The organism is Microbacterium sp. NPDC089186, from assembly GCF_040685115.1.
In the GTDB taxonomy this organism is placed as follows: Bacteria; Actinomycetota; Actinomycetes; order Actinomycetales; family Microbacteriaceae; genus Microbacterium; species Microbacterium galbum.
Genome location: NZ_JBFBHJ010000001.1, coordinates 211,187 through 232,771 on the forward strand (window position 1 = coordinate 211,187; position 21,585 = coordinate 232,771).

A 21,585-nucleotide genomic window follows, 5' to 3' on the forward strand; every position below is an offset into this window, starting at 1 on the left:
TCGAGAGACGGATCACCCCGTGAAGAATTCAGATGTATTCATAGCCGCTCACGGCCAAGACGATAATGTCGGTGACCCGGCACTCCGGCGCGCCATGCTCGATGGCCTCGCGCTCGGACGCCGCCGGCACATCCTCGTCGGCACCGCTTCACACGCGTACATCAACGCGCTCGGACTACGCGCTGACGACGTGACGTATAAGAGCAGGCGCGAATGGCAGCTCGCCGCGTTTCGGCACGCGCTCCTCGGACGCGCGGCCTTCGTCTCGAACGCAGGTGAGATACAGCTGAATCGAAGGCGCCTGAGAATCAACCGTGTCGATAGGCTCCTCGTCGGCCTGATCCGCCTGAGAGGCGGCGCAGCGATCACGACAGGTCTGGGGGTTCGCAACCCGTCCGGGAGTCCGTCGGCGATGCTGACCTCGCTCTCACGCGCTTGCCAGATCACGACCTGGCGCGACGAAGAAAGCCGCCGCTTCGCTCGCTCGGGTTCGGTACGTCCTGACTGGGCATTCGCGCTGGGATCGAGTGGTGACGATCTGAAACCCGACGGTCGCGCTCTGCTGGTCGTCTCGATGCGGGGGGACACCGCCGATCTCACCGCCGAATGGAGGGAAGCGGTAGCGGAACTCCAATCTGGCCTAGACCTCGAGCTCGTCATCGTCTCCCAGGTCGAACGCGACGTCGAACGAGGAGACCAGATCGGCGCCGATCTCGGCGCGAACGTGCACCCGTGGCACGCCGGAGATCATCTTGCGGCTGAGGCCGACCTGCGGGAGGTCTACCGGCGCGCTCGAGTCGTCGTGAGCGACCGCCTGCACGTACTCATCTTCGCCGCAACGGAGGGAGCCGTGCCGCTCTACCTCCCCAATGTCGAATCGTCGAAGATCCCGCGTACGATGGCCGTGGCCGGCCTCGTTGAGCATCACGTCAGTCCCAGTGATGAACGCCTGGTGGAACGGGTGGCTACGCTCGTCGCCGAGCAAACCATGCTCGTGACCCGGGTCGAGAACGCGCGCGCCCAACTACGCGAACTGTCGGCAGCAATGAACGCGCTCATCTCAGGCGGCGGAGCCCGATGAGCGTCAACGAATCGCCGGCGCCCACGCATCACGACATTCGTTGCGTCGCCATTTCCATCGCGACCTTCCGCCGGCCCCAACTTCTGAGTCAGTTACTCAACGTGTGCGCCGCGCAGACCGCGGAGGTGGACGCTCGAGTCCGGATCGTCGTCGTGGACAACGATCCGCTTGCGTCTGCGCGCGAGGCCGTAGCGTTCTTCCCCGGCGTCGAATACATCCACGAACCCCTACCCGGAATCGCGGCCGCGCGAAATCGTGGTCTCGACGCGACCACGGAAGACGATGATGCGATCATCTTCATCGACGACGACGAGGTGCCGGCGCCGGGATGGTTACGGGAGATGTTGGCCTATGCGGTCGAACACAGGGCGGACATCGTCACCGGCCCGGTGGAGCCGATCATTACCGACTCGATCCCGAGATGGATCGTCAGAGGCGGCTTCTGGCGGCGGCAGAACGGCTTATCCGGCAGCACGCCGGGTTCTGTCGCGACCAACAACACTCTTTTACGCTTGGCTGCGTGGCGGGCCAACCCCACGCGCTTCAGCGAAGCGCTGTCTATGAAAGGCGGGAGCGACACGGAGTTCTTCCGATCGCTGAGAGCAGCTTCTCCCCTGAAGGTACTTTGGTGCGCTGAAGCCGTCGTGTCGGAACACGTCATTCCCGAGCGAGCGAACGCGAAGTGGCTCTTCCGCCGCGCGATCCGTATCGGGAATATCAATGCGCGCTATAGGACGCGGGCCGCAGCCTTCATGGGCGGCATCGCCCGCATCGGGGTCGGGCTGCCTTTCATCGCGTTCGATTTCGCAGTCCATCGACAGCCCATGGCACGCAGCTGGAACATGCTGGCGCATGGTCTCGGTATGGTCGGAAACGTCTTGAACGTCGACCTGGTCGAATACCGTCGCAAAACGAACGGAGCCTGATGTCCGCCTCAACCTTCGCTTGTGTCATCCCGACGCATAACAGACATCACTTCCTTCGCGAATCTTTGTCATCTGTGCTCGAACAGACCGTGCGGCCCGAACAGATCATCGTCGTCTCCGACATCGAAGACGCGACGGCAGCAGAGATCTGCGCGGAACTTGCCGCCGCCGCAGGGCATCGCGGGGTCCTCTTCGTGCACGACCCGTCCGCCGGTTCTGGAGCTTCCGCTTCCCGCAACCGTGGCGCCTCGGAAGCGACCGCTGACTTCATCGGCTTCTTGGATGACGACGATCTCTGGCAGCCCTCATTACTCGACGCCGTCGCACGCGCTCTTCAAGAGAATCCCGTCGACCTGGTGGCCGTCAATCGAGAGATATTCTCTGAATCTGAGTCCCATGAAGGGCCCCGCATCGTCGAAGGCCTGACCTCCGCCGATGTCGCGGCAGCGAGTTTGGGCACGACCGGTAGCAACATGATCGTCAGTCGTCGAGCCTTCCACGAGATCGGGGGGTTTGACTCCCAGCTACCGGTCAAGAACGACACTGACTTCTTCTTCCGATACCTTCTCGCGGGGTTCGCCTACACCGTCGTACCCAGCCAGCTCGTAAGGCAGCGCAAACACGGTCTTGGACAACTCACCACGAAGAATGAACGACGTGCCCACGGTACGGAGTTGTACATCGCCAAGCACCGTGAGCACCTTACGCGCCGAGATCTTCGCAAGCTGCGTCTGACCATCCACCGCATCCGTCGCGCGTCAGCTACGACGTTCAGAGGCAGGACCTTCCACCTCTTCGGAGCTCTCGCGAACTACACCCCCGCAGACTTCATCCGCGAACGGCGCGAGTGGAAGATGTGGCACCAGGCGGACGCCTGAGAGCACGACTGCCCGCCTCCCGCCTAGCGGACGCCCAGGTCCGGCAATGTCTGATCGAGGTCCCGGAGGGCGAGGCGGGCGGCATGCCAGCCCGCCATGCCGTGAACGCCGGCACCAGGCGGGGTAGAGGCAGACGCGAGGTATACACCCGGTAGTGGCGTACGCCACGGCCGTGCGGTCAGCGTAGGGCGAGTGAGCAACTGCCCCGCGTCGACCCGCCCCCCGAGTATGTCTCCGCCGACGAAGTTCGCATTGGTCGCCGCGAAGAACGGGGCAGGACGGGCTTCGTGATGGATGATCAGCTCACGGAACCCGGGGGCGAATGATTCGATGCGTCGCGCTATCATCTCGCTTGCATCAATCTCCGAGTTGTTCGGGACATGAGCGTAAGCCCAGACGATCTCGTCGGATGACCCCTCGGGGAGACGCGATCGATCGAGGCGAGTGGGCTGCGAGAGAAGCACGTAGGGATCCACCGGAACTACCCCTGCGCGTGCTGCCTTCTCCGCCCGCGAAATGTCGGCCTCGTGTCCTCCGATATGGACCGTCCCGGCGTCGCGGAGGCGCGAATCCGCCCAGGGAATGGGCGCGGAAAGGACGAAGTCGACTTTCGACGCTGCGTTGCCATACCGGTATCTCGAAAGGCGCCTCGAGTACGAAGCCGGCAGCAATCCACGACCCAGGCGCGCGAAACCTCGCGGACCGATGTTCAGGATTGCGACGTCTCCAGGTCTCCAGACTTCGCGCAGGTCATCAACGTGATGTCCGACATTAATTTCGCCCCCGTGGGCGACAAGGTCAGACACGAGAGCCTCCGCGATAGCGGCAGAGCCTCCACGCGGAATAGGCCATCCCGAGGCATGTGCCTCTGCTGCGAGGACGGCACCGACAAAACGGGCGGGAAATGAGCCAAACGGGGCCGCGGCGTGCGCCGTCACCCCCGCAGCGAGCGAGCGCGCATCCTCTCGAAGTGTGGAGAACCCACCCACCGCAGCTGCCAGCGCGGCCGCGGCACCGATTGTCGATGGACGCGCGCGCAGATCCATGCCGCCCAGCCTCCGCACCGCCTCAATGTTCAGGAGGAGCGGCTTCATGACCCGCCCCCAGCCCGCCCCGGAGCGTCCCAATTCGTCGATAGTTCGTTGCAGGCTGCGATACGCGACCGCGGATACACCCTCCATAGCATGGGCGTAGGAGATGTCAGGAGTGAGGAAATCGACTCTTCGTGTTATCTCGAAGGACTGGAAGAAAACCGACGCCAGCGCCATCGGGTGCGCTGCGGAACACACATCGAAAATCCCGTCGAATGCTTCAAACCGGTCGGTCCTAAGCCCACCTCCAGCCTTCGCCGCAGACTCGTGCACCGTCACCTCGTGTCCGGCCCGAGCCATGATGACCGCGGCAGCGAGTCCATTCGGTCCGCTGCCGACGACGCTTACTCTCATGATCGACCCCGATCAGGCACGTAGCTCCTGCGACGGCTCGACTGCCCGCCCGATAGACGCCCTGCGCACGACCCACATCACTGCGGGGGCAAAGAAGACAGCGTAGACAAGCGTGTAGTCGATGAAGGATATGCCCAGCGTCAGAAACACTGCGATATGGAAGCAGGAAAGTAGCGCCAGCCAACACCGAAAAAGCAACGGCGTTAGAACGAAGAAGAACAGAAGTCCCTCGGCGGCAATAGTCGCATAGTCCAGCGCCTTCCAGAACAGGTGGTTGTCGAAGGTCAGCATCCACGGTCCGAGAGCACCGAGTTTGTCGTCGGCGGCGATGTCTTTCGCCAGGTATCCGCGTGTCGCGTCGCGGGTTGGGTCGAGCCAGCCGCCCGCGATCTTGGGAGCAGCCGCGGACAGCATCCCCCACCCGATCGTGAAGGCGAAGAGCAGGATCGGCACCCCGCGGGTTACCGCCGGCGTCCGCCCGCGCCTTCGGCGGATGACGGCGTCGAGCGACCATCGCGAACCCCACCCGGCCAAGCCCAGGAAGACCGGCACGAGTTCGAACAGGATGAAGTGGTCCACCTTCGAGAACGAGTACGAGAGCCCCGCGGCCGCCATGATCGTGAGCGTCAGGAACAACGAGACAGGAATGGTGGCGATGCCGATCACCAGAAGAACCGCGAGGACGAACCTCACGACCGAAATGGCGACGAGCAATTCGATGGGAGGTACTGAATGGATGAATCCGAAGAGCCCCGGACGAGGGTTCACGAAATCGTCCGGGAGACCCGCGATCCAGGTGATGTCTACAGGAAGGAAGATTATCCAGGCGCCGTAAGCAATTCGCAGCGCGGCGAGAAAGCGGCCGTCCGCCTGGTACGAAGCCGCCGCGCGCGCAACCGTGCGCTCAAGGAACGTGATCACAGCGCCACCGTCTTCCACGCGCATGGCTGCGACTCCACGACCCTCGCGTCCTCGATGCTGATTGTTGTCGATACCCAGCAGAGCCGTATGCCCGTGACATCTTCGCGTCCCGAGACGATTCGAGCGCGATCGCGCAACCAACTGATGGACTCCTCCGAGAGGGTCGTCTCAGCCTTCGGCCCGAGGATGTAATCAAGGGTCGGCCCAGCCGTAGAGAATCTCAACGGCTCCATCAGTGCAGAAGGGTCGATGGGCGTTGACGTTCCATCCGCGAGGTCGACCTCGGCATCGACGAAGGTCGCCCCAACCGTTCCGTCTGAATTCGCCGCCGTTTGGAAGCCCGGCATCCGAATGATGGGGTATGGCTCGGGCGAGACTCGGAACGAAAAGAAACCCTGAATGACCAAGAAGCAGACGAAGGCTACGACTATCAGGAGGTTCCTGCGCTGCTTCGACGGCCGGAGGCCGGGCTCAGCCGTACGTGACATCAACGTTCCCCTCGCGACCTGACAACTTGTACATCGTATCGATCGACGGGTTTCGGGGTCGTTTCGGCTCGTCGAGCGCCGAACAGATCAATGGTGATGACTCCCGTACGTTCACCTGCCGCGAGCGGACGCGGACTCTGCCGGCCGCATCTCACGGCGCAAACACGATGTCGAGGTAGGGAGGTGCCGCGGATTCTCTGCTCCGAACCTGAACGATGACCGGTTTCGGCGTCAAGAAAGGCGCATCTTCGGTGAATCCGAGTGACATGCTGCTCGAGTCGGCTGCAAGCAACTCGCGAAGGTGATCCGAGATGTCGATGGTGCGGTAGTCAAAGGTGCGACCCACCTCCACGCCACCCACCGGCGCAAGCATCTCCGGACGGTTTCGATAGGTCACCTCCGTTTCCGACCAGGCCCCTTGAACGGCTCGGACGTCGAGTCTTGCACGATCGCCCGTCGCCTCAGTGATGGCAGCGTTGAGCGACAGCGTCGCAGATGCAATCTTCTTCCCCTTCAACCCGCTGATGTCGAACCCCATGTAGGTCAGACGCGTGTACGACTCGTCAGTGGATCCTCCCGTCGTAGGTTTGACGGGCATCTTTGTTTCCGAGGCGTAGTTGGTGTCCGCGACGTCACCACCCCGTACGTAAGCGTCCCCGCTCGAGAAGAGGCGTACCTTCAACGGATCCGTCACCGTCACATCGACTTTCTGCGTGAGCGTCGAGCCGTTGGTCGTGACCTCTACCGATACCGTGGCAGCCCCCACCGCCCTCGGCTTGCACACACCTGAACCATCGACCTCAACCACCGCGGGGTCGCTGGAGGAGTACGTCATCTGCAGAGCCGATGAGGGAATCGATTCGCCAGTCGTACTTTTCGCTGTAACGGAGAGCTGCGGTGTCGTGTCCAAACCGACGGTCGGACCCACCCCGCTCAGTTCTACGGTACTGAGGTAGGGGGCTAGCCTCGTCGCAGGTTCAGGCTTGAGCACCACATCGATGTACGCCGGAGTCGAGGATTCTCGACTCTTGATTTGAGTGATCACGGGCTTACCGGTGAGGAACGGGCCGTCCTGGGTAAACCCGAGGGATAGACGATCCGCTTTGGCCGCCGCCTTGGAAGCCGCGTAGGAGGTGATGTCGGTCTGTCTCTCCGCGAACGTCGTATCCACTGCGGTGCTTCCCACCGTGGCTCCCAAGCTCGGTCGATTCGAGAACGTGAGTCCACTCTCGGTCCAGGTGCCCTCGACGGCATGAGCATCGACTCGCGCCCTATCCGCAGACGGTTCCGTCACCGCAGCCGTAGTTGTGAGAATCGCCGAAGCAATCTCCTTCCCTCTGAGTGCCGAGATGTCGAAGCCCATATACGCGAGTCGGGTGTAAGACTCATCCGTGGATCCCGTGTTGGCGGGTTTGACGGCGAGCTGCGTGTCCTTGGCATAGTTCGTGCCCGCGGAGGTTCCGCCCCTCACCCAGGCGTCGGCGTCAGGATAGATCCGCACCCTTTGCGGATCATCGACCTTGACCACGGCGTACGCGGATGCCGTCACCCCCGCCATCGTGACCACCACCCCGATAGACGTCTCTCCTGCCGCCAGTGCCGTCACTACTCCCGAATCGGAGACCCGGGCCACGGCCGGATTGCCTGAGAGGTAGCGCACCGAGGTGAGGCTCGCTGGATCAATCGAACGTCCGTCGGCTCTCTTGGCTGCGAAAGCCATGGAGGCTGTCTGCGCCTTCGTCATCGTGGCGGGTACGCCGGTGACGCCTACAGAGTCGAGCCGTGAGACAGCTGGTGCCACCGACGGGACCGTGACCGCGTAGCTGTAAAGCTTGATCTCGCTGATGGACGTCTTTGGATCAGTCCCCTGGTCGCCATGGCCGATGATCCGCACCCATTTGGACGACGCGCTCGTCGTCGGAATGATCAATTGCGAGCCAGTGGATCCGTCGTACGCTCCGTCGTACCGAGTGATCCACGTCGAGCCGTTCCAAGAAGTCTGTACTTCGAATTTGGTGTGCCGCGATCGGTTGGCCCGCCAGTCGATCTGAAGAGACTTTATCGATCGGGGCTGGTCGAGTGTGTAAGTGATCGAGTTGTCTAGCCACGTCGTCCAGTAAGTGGCGGGGTCACCGTCGAAAGTCATCGCTGGCGAGCCCTCGGTCGTGCGCGTCGCCGCCGCCGATTTGATCGTCATCGGCCCTCGCTCGATCAATACGCGATAGGTCGTGGGCGTCTTACCCGGCTCTGTGATTGTGGTGGTCGCCACGCCCGGAATGCTCGTAGGAAGGCGGCTCGCCACGGTGGCACCGCTCTTGTACGCGGCGACCGTCGGGACGGCGGATGCAGGATCCCATTGCGTCGTGTAAGCGAGGGTGTTGGGAGAGAAGCCCGAGAGCTCCGTGCCGCCTACCCGGATGCCCTGTGCGCGCGAGCTTCCCTGAGCTTCGAGCCTCCAATCATCAAGCGCGACGATACCTGCTGACGATGGGGCCGAAAGCCCGCTGGTCAAGGGCGTGAATTGCACGGCGAGAGTGGTGTTGCCCTTCGTCGAGACCTGAATTGCGAGCTTGCGGATACCTGAGTTCCCGTTCTGCTGAGCAGGATGGGGCGACGTCGGCAGCGGGGCCGCTGCCGTGTCGACGAACGTTGCCGTTGCGCTTTGCGAGATGATGCGCGCGAGCAATTGCTTGCCGTTGGACGTCAGAGTCGCGGAACGACCGTCGCCCGCGATCTGAATGGCCGCCGCAGTGTGCATGGACCATAGCGCTTCCACCGGCTTGCTGGACCGAATCTCGTCCTGCACGATCACCTGTTGCCGCCCATCGAACAACTTGACCCCGCGCTTCCAGGAGGTCACGTCTCCGGGGTACAAGGCCGAAAGATCGGCGATCGAGAATGCTGATGTCACGTTCGACTCGAACCGCGCGGCGGGGGTCGTTGCGAGGGTGGTCGGGCGGGGCTTGTATGGGTTTATGACGAGGGTGTTTTGTCCTTCTGCGGCGAGCCTGTAGTAGTCCCACCGGCTGCCGGAGGTGCCCTCGTCGAAGTATCCCGACAACCCGTAGTCGTCTTTCCCCAATTCGGTGGCCCAATTCTGGCCCAAAGCGTCGAGATTGAAGGTACCGGCGTCGAGGTGCTGGTGACTCGCGTCGGGGAGGCTTCCGTTCCGGAAGCCGACAAACGTCGCATTCGGGTCGCTCCAGGACGACCTGAAGCTGGCTACCGCCGCGTTTGGGAAATTGCGATCCATCGGCAGCGCCGCTGCCGTGGGCGAGGCCGAGGTCTTTCCGGGCTCGTACCAAAGCAAGCGCTGCACCGAGTTCCCGCCACGTCCTTCGTCGATCCCCGCGTACCGGAACGATGCGTTGTTGTACACATTCCCCAGGCCCGCTAGTACGGGTCCGCGACTCACGCCACGCTCACTATCGCCAAAATTGAACCGATCCCCGGACGGGCTGGACATATAAATAGGGAAGAGTCCGGTGACATCAAGACCCGGCAATGACGACAGACCGACGTCGCCTCCGGTAGCCGACCGGAGGCCTTGCAACATCACCACGAGATATCGCGTCGCGTAATCCCAGTAGCTAAGCCCTTCGGCGTAGCCGCCACCATTCGCGTAGGTGCCGATACCGCGCTGCACACTCGTGATCGCCGCGGCAAGGATCTTGCTGGACGTCGCTGGGTCGTCCTGCGCAACGGCGATGGCTCCGACCGTGAGACCGCTGTTGATCACGATGTTCCAGTTATTGTTGTTTCGGGCCCAATTCCCGCCGTGCGCATAGGGGCCGTTGCTTCCTTCGGCAGCGTCAAAGACCGGGAATGCCGGTTTGAGTCCCAGCTCGACGATCGCTCTCGACAGCTGCGACCGCCGGCCGGAGGACCAGTAGGAGTACAGCCAGTCATAGCCGATCGCCACGCCGTGGGTCATCTCGGCGGTGTCGAGGAAATGATCCGGGTTCCAGTCACCGAATCGAGTGACCGCATCCAGGTCCTTCCACAGACGCTCGGCATATTTCGCGTCCTTACTCACCTGCCACGCCATCCCTAGCGTGTAAGCCCGCTCAACCATCTCTCGGCTGGTGTCGAGGATTTTGATGCCGTCGGGCTTGGTGTAGGTGAGCACGGGCTTCGTGAGGAGTGCATCCGCAGCGGAAACGACACCAGCGTAGGTTCTCGCGCTCCAGTCATCGGACGCAATTTGCGACTTCAGGAGCGAGAACCGCGAACCGTCGGCCAGCAACCGAGGGTGGGCCGTCGTCACCTGAGCAGCAGAGATGGACCCTATGCCCGCGGCCGTTGCCGCACCCACCGGTGCAACCAGGCCGATCAGGAGCGAAAAGACGACACCGATCGCCATCACGCGGGAGCCGCGGCGGACGTCTTGCGAGTTCATGGGAGTCCTCTGGGGGAGTGCCCCATTCCCAGATGACACCACTTGCCGACGGTCACCCGAACGGTCGACAGCTATAGCGGTATCCACGCCAGAGCCCCCGGTGGTAAGGGGCACCGTAGACGTTTCCGACGCCGGCGAATGTGGCCAGCGAATTCAGAATCAGAATAATGTAACTCGGCACCCTCAAGTCGCCGATGTACGAAATACGTGCCGCGGGTGCAGAAGCGGTTCGGCGAAAAGCAGTCTCGTTCGGAGAACCAACGCGTCCGCGTCGCGGAGGGCGGACCTCCTCCGCGCTCTAGCCTTCGCTCCGCTGCCAGAACCGGAACCCCACGATGTCGCCCTCCGATTCGTAAGACCCTGCCACCCACGGCGCCAGCCCCGCGAAGTGGTCCTTATCCGCCGGACACGCGATCGAGATCCCGCACGACACGGGCGACTCCACGATGAGGGCCGGCGGGAAGGCTGTCACGTCTGCCAGGTACTGCGCCGGCAAGCCGCCGTATCCCTGCTCGACAGGCAACGAGTAGGTGATCGCCGTCGGCGACAACCGCTGCGAAGCCGCGAGGATCCACGTCTCGGCTCCGTGCACGAGCACACGGTCGTCGGGACTCGTCTCGGCGAGGACACGGTCCACGATCTGCGCCTGGTACGAGCCGGCGGTGAAAACGCCCGCGCCGAGCGTGGTGCGAAGGCCCTGCAGGGCGGTCGCGCTCGAGCCGGACAGCACGATCGCCGCGAGCGCAACGAGTCCGATCGCTCGGCTCGTACGCTGCCGAGCGCGTGCTTCTCTGCGCCACCACTCCCCGACCGCCGACGACACCTCGGCACCGGCTCCGGCGACAGCGACGGCGAATCCGGCGATCGCCACGACGAGATAGTGCGGGTATGGCCGGCCGGACGCCATCTGAGAGAGCGCGTCGACCACTCCGACCCCGATGAAGACGACGATGACGGTCATGGCCGGTGACCACGTGCCCTTCGCGACGATCCGCCTCATGAGGACGGCGCCGATCATGACGAGCGCGGCGGCGACGACCGCTCCCGAGACGAGCAGCTGGGCCAGCGTCGCGAAAGAAGCGACGCGCTCCCCCAGCGGCGTGCCCTCGGAGTAGAAGAGGTTGTATCGGACGTACTGGTCCACCGCCGCCCGCAGGGCATCACCCGTCCACAACCACAGGGTCAGCGCCACGCCGACCGCGGCGATGACGCCGATGACGGACGCAGCGACGGCGAGGCGCCGCCGGAAGAAGACGACGCACACACCCGCGAGCACCAGCAGACCCGCGACGTTGTTCATACGCGTGAACAGACCGACGGATACGGCGAGGCCGAGTGTCATGCCTGCTCCGACGAGGACCCGTGCGGGAGCGTCCCGCCCGAAGCGCAGCACGATGTCCGCGACGAGGCTGTAGGCGACGAGCTGGAACGGGAACAGCCACGTCTCCGTGAAGTTGCCCCCCTCGAAAACCCCGAGATAGGTCACGCCGGTGATGAGCACGACCACGGCCGCCCATGCCCGGATCCACCGCGCCCAGATCAGGCCCGCGACGGTGAGCCCGAGGAAAAGGACGATCGCCTCGAGGATCGGAGCACCGACGATGCCACCCCCGAGACGCCACGCGAGGGTCTCGATCACCGCGAGGAGCGGGCCCTTGTGATCCCATGAGTCGACATAGGGCATTCCCCCGCGCGAGACGACCATTCCCGTGTAGAGGAAGACTCCGGAGTCACGCGTGATGTGACCGCTGACGATCATCGGCACGTAGGCAGACAGGCTCACGATGAGGGCGGATGCCGCCGTGAGCAGCGCAGGGCGCGCGGTCAGGCGCGTCATCCGACGGACTCGCGGACACCGACGACGTTGCGCTCACGCCACTTCTGCAGCACACGCCGGTCCCGGGCGTGGACGGCAGCCACCGTCGCCGCCGCCGCGGCGACTCCCACCCAACCCCCCACGGTGTTCGCGATCACGTCGTTGACGGTTGCGAAGCGCGCCGGCAGCACGAAGAACTGCAGCGTTTCAAGCGCGACCGACAGGGCGGGCACGAGGGGCAGCGCCAGCCACAAGAATCGCGTCGGGAAGACGAGGGAGAGGAAATACGCCAGGGGGACGAACATGGCGATATTCGCCGAGAACTCAAGCCAGCGGTAGCCGAACCACTGCGGAACACCATTGCGATGCAGGATCGACAGGACGCGCTCGATGGCGCTCTCGTACCCCTGGTCGATGGGTGTCGGCGACAACGTGGCCGCCAGCACGACGGCGAGGCAGAGCCCCAGACCCGTCCAGGCGAACAGGTGACGCACGATCAGCCGCGCACGGCCGCGTCGTGCGGAACCCCGCGCCGAACGGAGCCGAGGATGTCGACCCGCCACAGTTCACCGAGCGCTCGGGCGGCGAATCGCACGAGACGACGCGGAGGCAGTACGGCACGCGCACGCCCGCCACCCCACATCGTGCCCTGTGCGACCGCGCCGCGACGGGGGATGCTGGCGACGGAGACGTACCGCACCCGCAGCCGTTCGCGTGCTTCGGAGATGGAGAAATGCACGTGAGGGACGAGGGCGTCCGCCGGGACACCGTCGACGAGGCGGCGCAAAGCCGCCTGCCCGTAGGCGCGGAGAGGCGTGTTGACGTCGGGGACGGACCTCCCGCACAACAGGAACACCGCGAACCGCACCAGCCCGCTCAAGGCGCGCCGGAACCAGGGATCGGTGCGCCCGCGTCGCACGCCGTGCACGACATCGGCCTCGGCGTGGTCGAGAGCCGAGGCCACGCGGGCGATGTCGTCTCCGTAGAACTGCCCGTCGCCGTCGACGTGCACGATGATCCCGGCTCCGCTGCGGAGGCCCTGTTCGTACGCGGCGAGCGCCGTGGGGCCGTGACCCTGATTGCGCGGGGAGCGGATGACGTCGGCGAGGGGAGCGGCCGCGTCGCTGGTGGCATCCGTGGACGCATCGTCGACCACGATCACGGAAACGGGGACACCGATGCTCTCGAACGAGGCGTGGATCTCCGCGAGGAAGGACGGCAGGGCCTCGGCCTCATTGAAGGCCGGTATCACGACCGCAACATGGTCTTGCGCCTGCACCCTGGCATCCCCGCTCTCAGCCGGGACGGATTCACCCGGCAATTCCCCCGAACATGTAGCGTATGACACTCGTGGGGCGCAGCCGGAATCTTCGTCGTGCGGGCGCTCTGTCTGCCCGCTTCCTCATCGTGGGCGCGATCAGCACCGCGATCGAGATCGCCGCCTTCAATCTGCTGCTTCTGACGGGGATGGGTCCCGTCGCGGCGAAGATCGTCGCGTCGCTCATCGCCCTCGTCAACGCCTACATCGGCAACCGCGAATGGGCTTTCCGTTCGCGCGCACGAACGGGTGCCGGGCGGCAGATGGTGAAGTTCCTCCTCGTCAACGCCGCCTGCACGGGTCTCGGTGCGGGTGCCGTCTGGCTCGGAGCACGCGCGCTCGAGGCCGTGTTCGGAGCGGCCGACCCCGTGGGTCTCAATGTCGTCAACCTGTTCGCGATCGGCGGGGTGACCGTCATCCGGTTCGTGCTCTATCACTTCGTCGTGTTCCCACCGGCGCGGGCGATTCCAGCCGCGGAAAGCCCCTCGGGTAGGCTCGCCCCGTGAAAACCGCCCCCCGCGTGCTCGGCACCTTGTCTCTGCTCGCCGCGCTCGCCTCCATCGGGGTGCAGCTCGCGGTCGTCGCGCGCCTGTGGGCGGCCTTCGTCGAGACACTGTCGCTCACGGGCACCCTCGCCTTGAGCGCCGCGGGTGCGGTGCTCGGCCTGGCCCTCGCCGTCGTCGCGGTGATCCTGCGACGCGGCTCGGTGGGCGTGCTCACCCCGATCGCGGGACTGATCAATCTCGGCCTTCTTGCGGCATACGCCTACCTCTTCGCGGTGCTCTGAGTCACCCCGCGGACCGGCGTCGCCAGGCTTCCGACGAACCGCTGTACCCGATCAGCCGCACGCCGTCTCGGTCACACTGGTGCGCACCGGGTTGACCATGGGGGTGTGCACGAGCGACACCTCGCCGCCGTCTTCGGGCGCGCCCTCGAAGGTCATCGTCAGCGTGTGCGCCTGCTGCAGCCCGTTGACGACCCACATGCGACCCACGGGGCGGCCGAGGTGTTCACCATTGGTGATCTCGACGTCGGTCCCGTCGATCGTCGCCTTCACGAATCGCGCGCCACTGGGCCCGTAGAACTGGATGTCCGTCCCGATCGTTCCCTTCGGGTAGTGCCGCGCGCCGTCGACGTAGTTCACAAGACCGTCCGAGGTCGCTTGGTCGAGCGCATTCACGAAGGTCACCGTCGTGGTGTACGTGGGCACCGCAGAGCAGCGGTCGGCGACGACGTCGGCGGACATCCAGGTGTAGAAGCTCAGCTTGCCCTCGGTGAGGTCGTTGACGAACACACCCAGCGTCGTCTGGTCGGGGCCGTCGCTCTCCGGCAGCGGGCCGGACAGACGCGATCCGTCGAATGCGGACTCGATGCCGTCGTCGAAGGAATGGAAGTAGACCCTGTTCTCGTCGACCGCCTGAACAACGGCCGTTGCGAAGGGGACAGGCTTGAAGTCGCCGGAGGAGACCGCGTCGAAGACCTCCACGGCAGCTGAGGCGAAGAACGCGTCCTGGTCGTCGTTCTTGGGGTACCTGGCGTAGACATCGCTCAGCAGGATCTTCACCGCGTCGTTCGAGGTCAACTTGTCACCGGTCGCCAGCGTGATCGGACCGGTCGCCCGGAGGATGTACGACAGCACCACGGGGTCGATGGAGATGACCCCGTCGATCTGCGTGCCGAACGACTCGGTCCAGTAAGCCTTGGCGAGTTCGGCCGACAGGGTGAAGTCGGGCGTCGACGTGATGTCCTGCGAGTACCGACCGACCTTGTCGTCGTAGAGCTTCACAACCTCGGGGTCGAGGTCGATGATCGGCGTCTCGCGCTTGTTCGTGAAGTCACGGCTCGTCGCCTGCGCGGCGATCTCGAGCTTGCCGCCGTCGAAGCGGAGCATGACCACGGATGCCGGGATGCCGCCGGTTCCGCGCGCCTCAGCGTTGTTCTGCACGAGGAGCAGGTAGTTCTTCGCGCCGTCGGCGCCCATCATCGTCGACAGGTGCGGCATCACGGCGTTCGCGCGAGACAGCGCCGGCTGCAGGGCATCGACGGCGCCCGTGAGCTGCGAGAGCGGCCCACGCAGCATGCCCGGCGTGTCGGCGAGGTCGACGCCGGACAGGGCATCGGCCGCGCGCTCTCCGGCATCCGCCGCCGTCGACACCGGGCCGGCGAGTGAAGAAAGCGCGGCGATGTCGAACACTCCCCCCGTCGGGCGCAGGAGACCCGGGTCGATGTCGGACAGGGCGGGCAGGACGCCTTGCGCCAGCTCATCGATCGCGACAGTCGACTCTCGGACCGCGTGCAGAGTGGGGCCCACGAACGGTGCTTGCTCCGCCACCCACCAGAACGGGGTGTCGGCTGCCCCGCGCGCGGCCGCTGCGTGCCCCTGCAGCGTCTTCACGGACGCCTGAACGGCTGCCGGGTCGTCGCCCCCGAACTCGTCCTGCAGTTGAGAGACCACGGGCACGGCGGCGCGCAATTCTTTTTGCGCGATGAATGCGCCGATTCCGACCGCCGCGACGACGATGACGAGAAACGCCGCGACGACGCCGAGCGCGATCCACGCAATTCTCGTGGGGCTCAGGCGGGTGAGGGAGATACGCGACATCACATTCCGTTCACGCCGCGAGTCCAGGGTCCGGCGTCGTGCGCAACAGGGCCCATCGCGCAAATCGGTATGCTAGCGGAGTCGAATGGAAAGACGGTTGATGCGCAGAGCGCTCACCCTGGGGGCTCATTCGACTCCTACCCGCCGAAAGACGAGGAGCCGCGTGGGATCCGACCGCACGCCATCCGTCGCCATCATCGGCACCCGGGGGTATCCGAGCTATTACGGCGGATTCGAAACCGCGGTTCGCCGGCTCTCTCCTTACCTCGTCGATCACGGCTGGGATGTGACCGTGTACGGGCGTCCCGGGTCGATCGAACCCGACGATCCCGAACGCGACCGCCGGGTGGTCTCACGGCAGACGAAGGGAGTCGATTCGCGCGCTCTCAGCACGTTGTCGTACGGGTTCACGTCCACTTTCGATGCGGTTCGTCGCCGACCCGACGTCGCGCTCATCATGAATGTCGCGAACGGCTTCTGGCTCCCGATGCTGCGCGCTCGTGGCATCCCCACGATCGTCAACGTGGACGGTCTCGAATGGGAACGCGAGAAATGGAGCGCGCTGGGGAAAGCCGTCTTCAAAGCGGGCGCACACGTCACGGCCAGATGGTCCACGGAACGGGTCGTCGACGCACGCACCATCGGTGACGCGTGGCAATCGCGTTTCGGCGTCGGGGGCGAGTTCATCCCCTACGGTGCCGACGTGCCCGCACCGTTGCCCGTCGAACCCGGCTTCTCGCACCGCGGATACGCCTTGCTGGTCGCACGTTTCGTGCCGGAGAACACCGTCGGCCCGTTCTTCGACGCGGCCGAGCGCCTGGCCGAGACCCACGACGTGATCGCTGTCGGCTCGGCGGGCTACGGCGGCGAGCTCGACGACCGCGCGGCCGCCCTCGCCACGCGTCTGCCCCGCTTCCACTGGTTCGGCCATGTGCACGACGACAACCGCCTCCACAGCCTCTGGCAGCACGCCGGCGCGTACTTCCACGGTCACAGCGTGGGCGGCACCAACCCCGCTCTCGTACAGGCCATGGCCGCGGGGGCGCCGATCGTGGCGCGCGACACCGTGCACAGTCGCGAGGTGCTGGGAACGGACGCCGGCGAGTTCACCGGCCCGGCTCCGGCCGACATCGAGAACTCCCTCCGTCGACTGCTCGACAGCCCCGAGCGACAGCAGCAGCTCAGCGCGGCGGCGGTGCGGCGCGCCCGCGAGGCGTACTCGTGGGAGAGCGTCAACGCCGCGTACGAACGGCTCCTGCGCGCGCACCTGAACCCCGCGGGCGACCGTACGAACGAAGCGCAGGAACGGGAACGCTGACGCCATGGGCATCGCCGGGAAGATCATCCACGAGCAGCGCGAGCGCCTGCGCGAGGCCGGCAGCGACCGGTGGCGCATCGTGAGTGCGCAACTCGCGGCGAAGGTCGGGCCGATGGCCGCGCGAGGGGCTCTCCTTGCCCCCCGCCTCGGATCCGTCCGGGGCCTGCCGTTGATCGGGCGGGGCGTGCGCGTGCGCAACCCTCACCTCGTGCACGCCGGTCGTGACCTGGTCGTCGAGGACTTCGCCGAGATCCAGGGTCTCAGTCGAGACGGCATCCGGTTCGGCGACGGCGTCTCGATCGGGACGGGGTCGCTCATCCGCCCGAGCAGCTACTACTCTCGCGCGATCGGCGTCGGGCTTGTCATGGGTGACGGCAGCAGCCTCTCCCCCGGGTGCTACATCGGCTGTTCCGGCGGGGTGACCATCGGCGAGAAGACCATGCTCGGCCCCGGTGTGCGCGTCTTCGCCGAGGATCACGTGATGAGCGACCCCTCGCTCGACGTGAAGTCGCAGGGCGTCGAGTGGTCGCCCATCACCATCGGATCCGGATGCTGGATCGCCAGCGGTGTGACCATCACTTCCGGCGTGACGATCGGCGACGGCGCCGTCGTCGCCGCCGGCGCGGTGGTGACCCGCGATGTGCCCGCCGGCGCGGTCTACGGTGGCATCCCCGCCCGGGAGTTGAAGTCGCGGAGCGCCGAGTGAAGACGCGTCGCTGCATCGTCATCCACCCCTCCGACGAGATGTATGGCGCCGATCGCGTGCTGCTCGAGGTGCTGCGGACGGCCCCCGACGATCTCGACATCGAGGTCTGGTTGCCCACCGACGTGGAGTACCCCGAGCGACAGCTGACGCGGGCGCTCGCGGATGCCGGCATCCGCGTGCGTCATCTCGCTCTGCCCATCATGCGCAGGGCCTATCTGCGCCCGGCGCGGCTGCCGGCGCTGGGATGGAGGACGCTGACCGCGAGTGTGCGCCTTCTGGCGGCTCGTCCTCGGCTCGTCTACCTCAACACCGCCGCTGCGGCCCTGGCCGCACCCGCTGCTCGCGCGTCGGGCGCACGTGTGGTTCTGCACCTTCACGAGCACATCGACGAGCGCTCGCGTGCCGTCGTCCCCTTCCTTCGTTTCGCGCATCGCATCATCGCCGTAAGCCGTGCGGTCGCCGACGTTTTGCCCCCGCCTCTTCGCGCGCGCACCCGGGTCGTGAACAACGGTTTCTCGGCGGACGCCCCCACCGACCTGCCTCCCTTCACTGATGGCATCCGCCTGGTCATCGCGAGCCGGTGGAACGCCTGGAAGGGCCACGCCGTCCTGCTCGCCGCGTGGAACGCCGCGCGACGCGACGATCTGCACCTCACGGTGCTGGGCGACAAACCCCCGAGTGGCGAGGCCGTCGATGTTCCCGCCCTGGTCGCGGTCTCTCCCCGTCCGCACAGCATCACGGTCGTCGGCCCGACCTCGGAGGTGAGGGCACACCTCGACGCCGCGCACGTCGTGGTGGTGCCGAGCACCTTGCCCGACCCGCTGCCGACGATCGCCATCGAAGCCCTCGGCGCGGGACGTGCCCTGCTCGCCAGCGACGGGGGCGGTCTGCGCGAGATCGCAGGAGACAGCCCTCTGCTGGTCGCCCCGGGAGACGTTGCGGCGTGGACCCGCGCGCTGGAGGGCCTCGACGAGGACACCGTGCGCGCCGCCGCGTCCGCCGCTCGCGCTCGCTTCGAGCAGTTGTTCTCTCGCGACACCTTCGATCAGCGCATGCGCGACGAGCTCTGGAACGAGGTCGCCCGGTGACGATCTCGACCGCCTCGGCCTTCCAGCGGCCCTCGCTGACCGGGCGGACCCGCCTCATCACGATCGCTCTCATCGCCGCGGTGGTGGTCAGCTCGTTCCTGGGCCGGTACGACGCGGAGATCCTCGGGTTCCGCGTCCGCGTCGAACAGGTCGTGCCGCTCGTGCTGGCGGGATGGATGCTGATCCATCCGGTGCTGCGGTCGGCGTTGTTGCGCGCGCTGCGGCACCCGGTGCCCCTCGTGTTCGCCGCCTTCGTCGCGTGGAACATCGTCACGACACTGATCTTCTCGCCGAGCCTGACGTGGAGCGCGTCGATCCTCATCTGGCTGCTGATCGATCTGCTGTTGCTGCTGTCGATGATGGCCCTCGCCGAGGGCGCCGACTTCGCCGGCCGGCTCGGGAGATTCTCAGTCGCTCCCTGGGCGCTCGTCGGCTTCGCCGCCTACGTCGTCGCGAACCTCACCCGCGGTCAGGTGGCGCTCGGCGCCGACTTCGACTATCTCTACGAGGTCTACGTCGCCCGCGTCACCGCGATCGAGGCCAACATCTACGCATCGATCCTGATCTTCTGGACGCTGCTCGCGATCACCCGGCGCGGCATCGGTCGCTGGGAGACAGCGGCGATCGCCGTCTCCGTGCCCCTCGGTCTCGTGGCTTCCCAGACGCGCACGGCCGTCTTCAGTCTCGTGCTCGGTCTCGCGGTGTTCGGCGTGTTCACCGTGTTCTCGCTGCGCTCGAGCTGGCGGGAACGCGTCCGGCGCATCGCGCCCGCTCTCGTGCTGATCGGGACGCTCGTGGTCACCTACGGCATCGTCGCCGCGCTGGGCGGCACCGAGCCCGCGGATCGCACCCTGCCGGAAGCGACGGCCTCCGCACCGTCCGCGACGAGCGCCCCGGCCGTGACGCCGACTGCGACCCCTTCCCCCGCCCCCACCCGGGAGCCCGACCCGACCAACCCCGAGCAGCAGAACAAGATCGGCGACGTCGACTTCCAGGGCGGCACGATCGGCTTCCGTCTCGAGGTCGCCGGTCTCGCCGCGCAGGAGATGAAGGGCGTCAACCTGTGGTTCGGCAACGGCACGAACACCTTCGGCCTGCGACACGAACAGCCCGGCACCCCCGGAGTCAGCGGGCACATCATCATGCTGCCCGTGCAGGTGCTCTACGACGGAGGGATCGTCGGTCTCGGGCTGCTCGTCGCACTGTTCGTCGCGGTCTTCGTGTGCGTCCCTCGCCCGCGCAAGCCGATCGCGGCGGGTCTGCTCGCCTCGTACCTGCTGTCGGCGACCCTCACGAGCATGTTCTGGTTCGCGATCACGTGGATCCTCATCGCGGTGCTGCTGCGGCCCCTGACCGAAGACGAACGTGACCTCGACCGCTCCTGAGGCGCCCCGGCCCCATCGCGCCCGCAGCGTCGCCCTGCTGACCGGGGTGTCCGCTCTCTCGGCCATCTCCCCCCTGATCGCGCTGCCGCTCATCACGCGCGCCGCGGGCCCCACGGGGTTCGCGGAGATCGCGATCGGTCAAGCGCTCGGAACCCTCGCGGCGACCCTCATCACCTTCGGCTGGGCCGTGCGCGGGCCGGTCGAGGCAGCGCGGTCCTCGCACCCCTCGCGCGTCTTCCGCGCCAGCATCGTCGTGCGGGGTGCGAACAGCGTGCTGATCCTGCCCGTCGTGGCCGTCGTCGCCGCTCTCGCGAGCCACGCCGACGATCACGCGCTCGCGATCGTCTCGGCCCTGGCCTTCTCGCTGCAGGGGCTCTCCCTCAGCTGGTACGCGGTCGGCGTCGGCCGGCCTCTGCTGTCGCTCGTGTTCGACGCCCTCCCCCGCATCGTGCTGAACCTCGTCGGAGCCGTTCTGGCTCTCGTCACCGGCATCCCCCTGCTCTACCCGGTGATCCTGCTGGCCGGAACCTTCGCGGCGTTCGTCGTCGCCACGTGGCTGATCGGCCTGCGTGAGCGGTTCGCGGTCGGCGAGACCCTGCGCGACGCACGGTCGGCCTACCGCGGGGGCTGGCGCACGGCGCTGGCCGCCGGCCTGCTGACGTTCTCCGAGACGGCGCCGTTGTCCACCCTCGGCGTGGCCACCTCACCCGCGGCGATCGGCTTCGCCCCCTTCGATCGCGTGCTGAAGTACGGCTACATCGGCGTGTACATGATCACGTCGTCGTTCCAGGGGTGGGTGTCGTCCGCGGCCGGAGCCGCCGGGCTCCGTCGGATGCGCCGCGCGGTCGGCATCCACGGGCTGCTCGCGATCGGGCTCGGCGCCGGGTTCGCGCTGGTGGTCCCCTGGGCGACCCCGATCGCGCTCGGTCCGGGCTTCGAGATCGCCCCCCTCACCGCTCTGTTCGGTGGCATCGCCCTCGCCGCGATGACCCTGGCGACCGCCCTCGGAATGTGCGTCGTCCTGCCATCCGGGCGCGACGGCGCCTATCTGGCCTCGGTCTGCGTGGCGGCCGTGCTGATCGTGCCCGCGGTCCTCATCGGCGCGGGCCTCGGCGGGGTCGCGGGCGCCGCCGCCGGCGTCGCTGCCGTTCAGCTCGCGGCCTTGCTGGCGCTGAGCGTCGCTGCGGTGCCGGTGCTGCGCGGTCGGTGACCCT

At 66.1% G+C, this 21,585-nt stretch carries 18 protein-coding genes; 10 read left to right on the forward strand and 8 right to left on the reverse strand.

All coding sequences use genetic code 11. The features are described 5' to 3' along the window. The first annotated feature begins 19 nt into the window (after window positions 1-19). From AB0N82_RS01120 to AB0N82_RS01130, 3 genes are read left to right on the forward strand one after another with little or no spacing between them, the layout of a single operon-like run. Window positions 20-1,081 (forward strand): polysaccharide pyruvyl transferase family protein, encoded by a 1,062-nt coding sequence (locus AB0N82_RS01120; protein ID WP_363387094.1) that lies wholly within the window; start codon window positions 20-22, stop codon window positions 1,079-1,081. Continuing rightward, window positions 1,078-2,007, forward strand: a complete 930-nt coding sequence (locus AB0N82_RS01125; protein ID WP_363387097.1) for a glycosyltransferase — start codon at window positions 1,078-1,080, stop codon at window positions 2,005-2,007. The genes AB0N82_RS01120 and AB0N82_RS01125 overlap by 4 nt, the downstream gene beginning before the upstream one ends. Beyond that, window positions 2,007-2,885, forward strand: a complete 879-nt coding sequence (locus AB0N82_RS01130) for a glycosyltransferase family A protein (RefSeq protein WP_315993629.1) — start codon at window positions 2,007-2,009, stop codon at window positions 2,883-2,885. The genes AB0N82_RS01125 and AB0N82_RS01130 overlap by 1 nt, the downstream gene beginning before the upstream one ends. 23 nt (window positions 2,886-2,908) lie before the next feature. On the opposite strand, the gene AB0N82_RS01135 is transcribed toward AB0N82_RS01130, so the two are convergent. From AB0N82_RS01135 to AB0N82_RS01165, 7 genes are all read right to left on the reverse strand, one after another. After that, window positions 2,909-4,330: an NAD(P)/FAD-dependent oxidoreductase gene (locus tag AB0N82_RS01135; protein WP_363387100.1), complete on the reverse strand. Its 1,422-nt coding sequence runs from the start codon at window positions 4,328-4,330 to the stop codon at window positions 2,909-2,911. 12 nt (window positions 4,331-4,342) lie between these two features. Beyond that, complete coding sequence (locus AB0N82_RS01140) at window positions 4,343-5,251, reverse strand: hypothetical protein (protein WP_315993631.1); 909 nt, start codon at window positions 5,249-5,251, stop codon at window positions 4,343-4,345. Continuing rightward, a complete protein-coding gene (locus AB0N82_RS01145; protein ID WP_315993632.1) occupies window positions 5,248-5,739 on the reverse strand; it encodes a hypothetical protein in 492 nt (163 codons plus the stop codon). The genes AB0N82_RS01140 and AB0N82_RS01145 overlap by 4 nt, the downstream gene beginning before the upstream one ends. A 151-nt stretch (window positions 5,740-5,890) precedes the next feature. Next, on the reverse strand, window positions 5,891-10,138 hold the full coding sequence (locus AB0N82_RS01150) for a DNRLRE domain-containing protein (protein WP_363387103.1): 4,248 nt from the start codon (window positions 10,136-10,138) through the stop codon (window positions 5,891-5,893). 298 nt (window positions 10,139-10,436) lie between these two features. Next, window positions 10,437-11,975, reverse strand: a complete 1,539-nt coding sequence (locus AB0N82_RS01155) for a hypothetical protein (RefSeq protein ID WP_363387106.1) — start codon at window positions 11,973-11,975, stop codon at window positions 10,437-10,439. Further along, the gene (locus AB0N82_RS01160) at window positions 11,972-12,448 is read right to left on the reverse strand and encodes a VanZ family protein (protein ID WP_315993635.1); all 477 of its coding nucleotides are present in this window, start codon (window positions 12,446-12,448) and stop codon (window positions 11,972-11,974) included. Before AB0N82_RS01160 ends, AB0N82_RS01155 begins: the two co-directional genes overlap by 4 nt. 2 nt (window positions 12,449-12,450) lie before the next feature. Continuing rightward, window positions 12,451-13,233, reverse strand: coding sequence for a glycosyltransferase family 2 protein (locus AB0N82_RS01165; protein WP_363387110.1), 783 nt, complete (start codon window positions 13,231-13,233; stop codon window positions 12,451-12,453). Between the two features lie 62 nt (window positions 13,234-13,295). On the opposite strand from AB0N82_RS01165, the gene AB0N82_RS01170 reads away from it, so the two are divergent. Both AB0N82_RS01170 and AB0N82_RS01175 read left to right on the forward strand, forming a co-directional pair. Next, window positions 13,296-13,778, forward strand: a complete 483-nt coding sequence (locus AB0N82_RS01170; RefSeq protein ID WP_363387113.1) for a GtrA family protein — start codon at window positions 13,296-13,298, stop codon at window positions 13,776-13,778. Then, on the forward strand, window positions 13,775-14,059 hold the full coding sequence (locus AB0N82_RS01175) for a hypothetical protein (protein WP_363387116.1): 285 nt from the start codon (window positions 13,775-13,777) through the stop codon (window positions 14,057-14,059). Before AB0N82_RS01170 ends, AB0N82_RS01175 begins: the two co-directional genes overlap by 4 nt. Window positions 14,060-14,110: 51 nt before the next feature. On the opposite strand, the gene AB0N82_RS01180 is transcribed toward AB0N82_RS01175, so the two are convergent. Then, window positions 14,111-15,874, reverse strand: a complete 1,764-nt coding sequence (locus AB0N82_RS01180; protein ID WP_363387119.1) for a DUF4012 domain-containing protein — start codon at window positions 15,872-15,874, stop codon at window positions 14,111-14,113. A 163-nt stretch (window positions 15,875-16,037) separates the two neighbouring features. On the opposite strand from AB0N82_RS01180, the gene AB0N82_RS01185 reads away from it, so the two are divergent. Genes AB0N82_RS01185 through AB0N82_RS01205 form a run of 5 tightly spaced genes read left to right on the forward strand, consistent with a single transcriptional unit; the run spans window position 16,038 to window position 21,581 of the window. Further along, window positions 16,038-17,192, forward strand: a complete 1,155-nt coding sequence (locus tag AB0N82_RS01185) for a glycosyltransferase (RefSeq protein WP_363387122.1) — start codon at window positions 16,038-16,040, stop codon at window positions 17,190-17,192. A gap of 4 nt (window positions 17,193-17,196) precedes the next feature. Beyond that, on the forward strand, window positions 17,197-17,898 hold the full coding sequence (locus AB0N82_RS01190) for a DapH/DapD/GlmU-related protein (RefSeq protein WP_315993640.1): 702 nt from the start codon (window positions 17,197-17,199) through the stop codon (window positions 17,896-17,898). Then, window positions 17,895-18,986 carry a glycosyltransferase family 4 protein gene (locus AB0N82_RS01195; RefSeq protein WP_363387127.1) on the forward strand — a complete coding sequence of 364 codons (1,092 nt, stop codon included), beginning with the start codon at window positions 17,895-17,897 and terminating at the stop codon, window positions 18,984-18,986. Before AB0N82_RS01190 ends, AB0N82_RS01195 begins: the two co-directional genes overlap by 4 nt. Beyond that, window positions 18,983-20,371, forward strand: a complete 1,389-nt coding sequence (locus AB0N82_RS01200; protein WP_363387130.1) for a hypothetical protein — start codon at window positions 18,983-18,985, stop codon at window positions 20,369-20,371. The genes AB0N82_RS01195 and AB0N82_RS01200 overlap by 4 nt, the downstream gene beginning before the upstream one ends. Next, window positions 20,352-21,581 carry a hypothetical protein gene (locus tag AB0N82_RS01205; protein WP_363387133.1) on the forward strand — a complete coding sequence of 410 codons (1,230 nt, stop codon included), beginning with the start codon at window positions 20,352-20,354 and terminating at the stop codon, window positions 21,579-21,581. The genes AB0N82_RS01200 and AB0N82_RS01205 overlap by 20 nt, the downstream gene beginning before the upstream one ends. Window positions 21,582-21,585: the final 4 nt, after the last annotated feature.

Bases quoted from the DNA above. Each gene is read 5' to 3' on its own strand.
- AB0N82_RS01125 (WP_363387097.1), top strand. From the start codon at position 1,078: ATGAGCGTCAACGAATCGCCGGCGCCCACGCATCACGACATTCGTTGC.
- AB0N82_RS01130 (WP_315993629.1), top strand. From the start codon at position 2,007: ATGTCCGCCTCAACCTTCGCTTGTGTCATCCCGACGCATAACAGACAT.
- AB0N82_RS01135 (WP_363387100.1), bottom strand. From the start codon at position 4,330: ATGAGAGTAAGCGTCGTCGGCAGCGGACCGAATGGACTCGCTGCCGCG.
- AB0N82_RS01145 (WP_315993632.1), bottom strand. From the start codon at position 5,739: ATGTCACGTACGGCTGAGCCCGGCCTCCGGCCGTCGAAGCAGCGCAGG.
- AB0N82_RS01150 (WP_363387103.1), bottom strand. From the start codon at position 10,138: ATGAACTCGCAAGACGTCCGCCGCGGCTCCCGCGTGATGGCGATCGGT.
- AB0N82_RS01155 (WP_363387106.1), bottom strand. From the start codon at position 11,975: ATGACGCGCCTGACCGCGCGCCCTGCGCTGCTCACGGCGGCATCCGCC.
- AB0N82_RS01170 (WP_363387113.1), top strand. From the start codon at position 13,296: ATGACACTCGTGGGGCGCAGCCGGAATCTTCGTCGTGCGGGCGCTCTG.
- AB0N82_RS01180 (WP_363387119.1), bottom strand. From the start codon at position 15,874: ATGTCGCGTATCTCCCTCACCCGCCTGAGCCCCACGAGAATTGCGTGG.
- AB0N82_RS01190 (WP_315993640.1), top strand. From the start codon at position 17,197: ATGGGCATCGCCGGGAAGATCATCCACGAGCAGCGCGAGCGCCTGCGC.